At 65.4% G+C, this 272-nt stretch carries 1 protein-coding gene; it reads right to left on the bottom strand.

Annotation, left to right across the window (positions count from 1 at the left end; genetic code table 11):
- Positions 1–272: OmpA family protein (locus L9G74_RS20645; RefSeq protein WP_238898633.1), on the bottom strand; the 272-nt coding region annotated here is incomplete at both ends.

Below are 272 nucleotides of genomic sequence, written 5' to 3'. Positions count from 1 at the left end.
CGACGGTCACGTCGACCCGGTTCAACGGTTCTTCCGCCGTCTTGTTGCCAAGGGCGCGGACGTCGATCCGGGTGCTGCGCACACCGTTCTCGATAAGGTAGGAGCGAACCGACAGGGCGCGTGAGAGCGACAAACGCCGGGCCTTGCCGGAGGAAAGGGACTCCCCTCCCGCATAGGCCATAAGCTGCAGGCGCAGGGCGGGCTGCCCTTTCAACTTTGCGGCCAGGGTCTTGAGGCCCGCTTTCGACGTGTCCGGCAGTTTCGAGGCCGTC

The sequence above is a fragment of the Shewanella electrica genome, from assembly GCF_022321485.1.
Taxonomy (GTDB): domain Bacteria; phylum Pseudomonadota; class Gammaproteobacteria; order Enterobacterales; family Shewanellaceae; genus Shewanella; species Shewanella electrica.
Note: the sequence above shows the minus strand (reverse complement) of the source record. Positions and strands in the feature narration are given on the sequence as shown.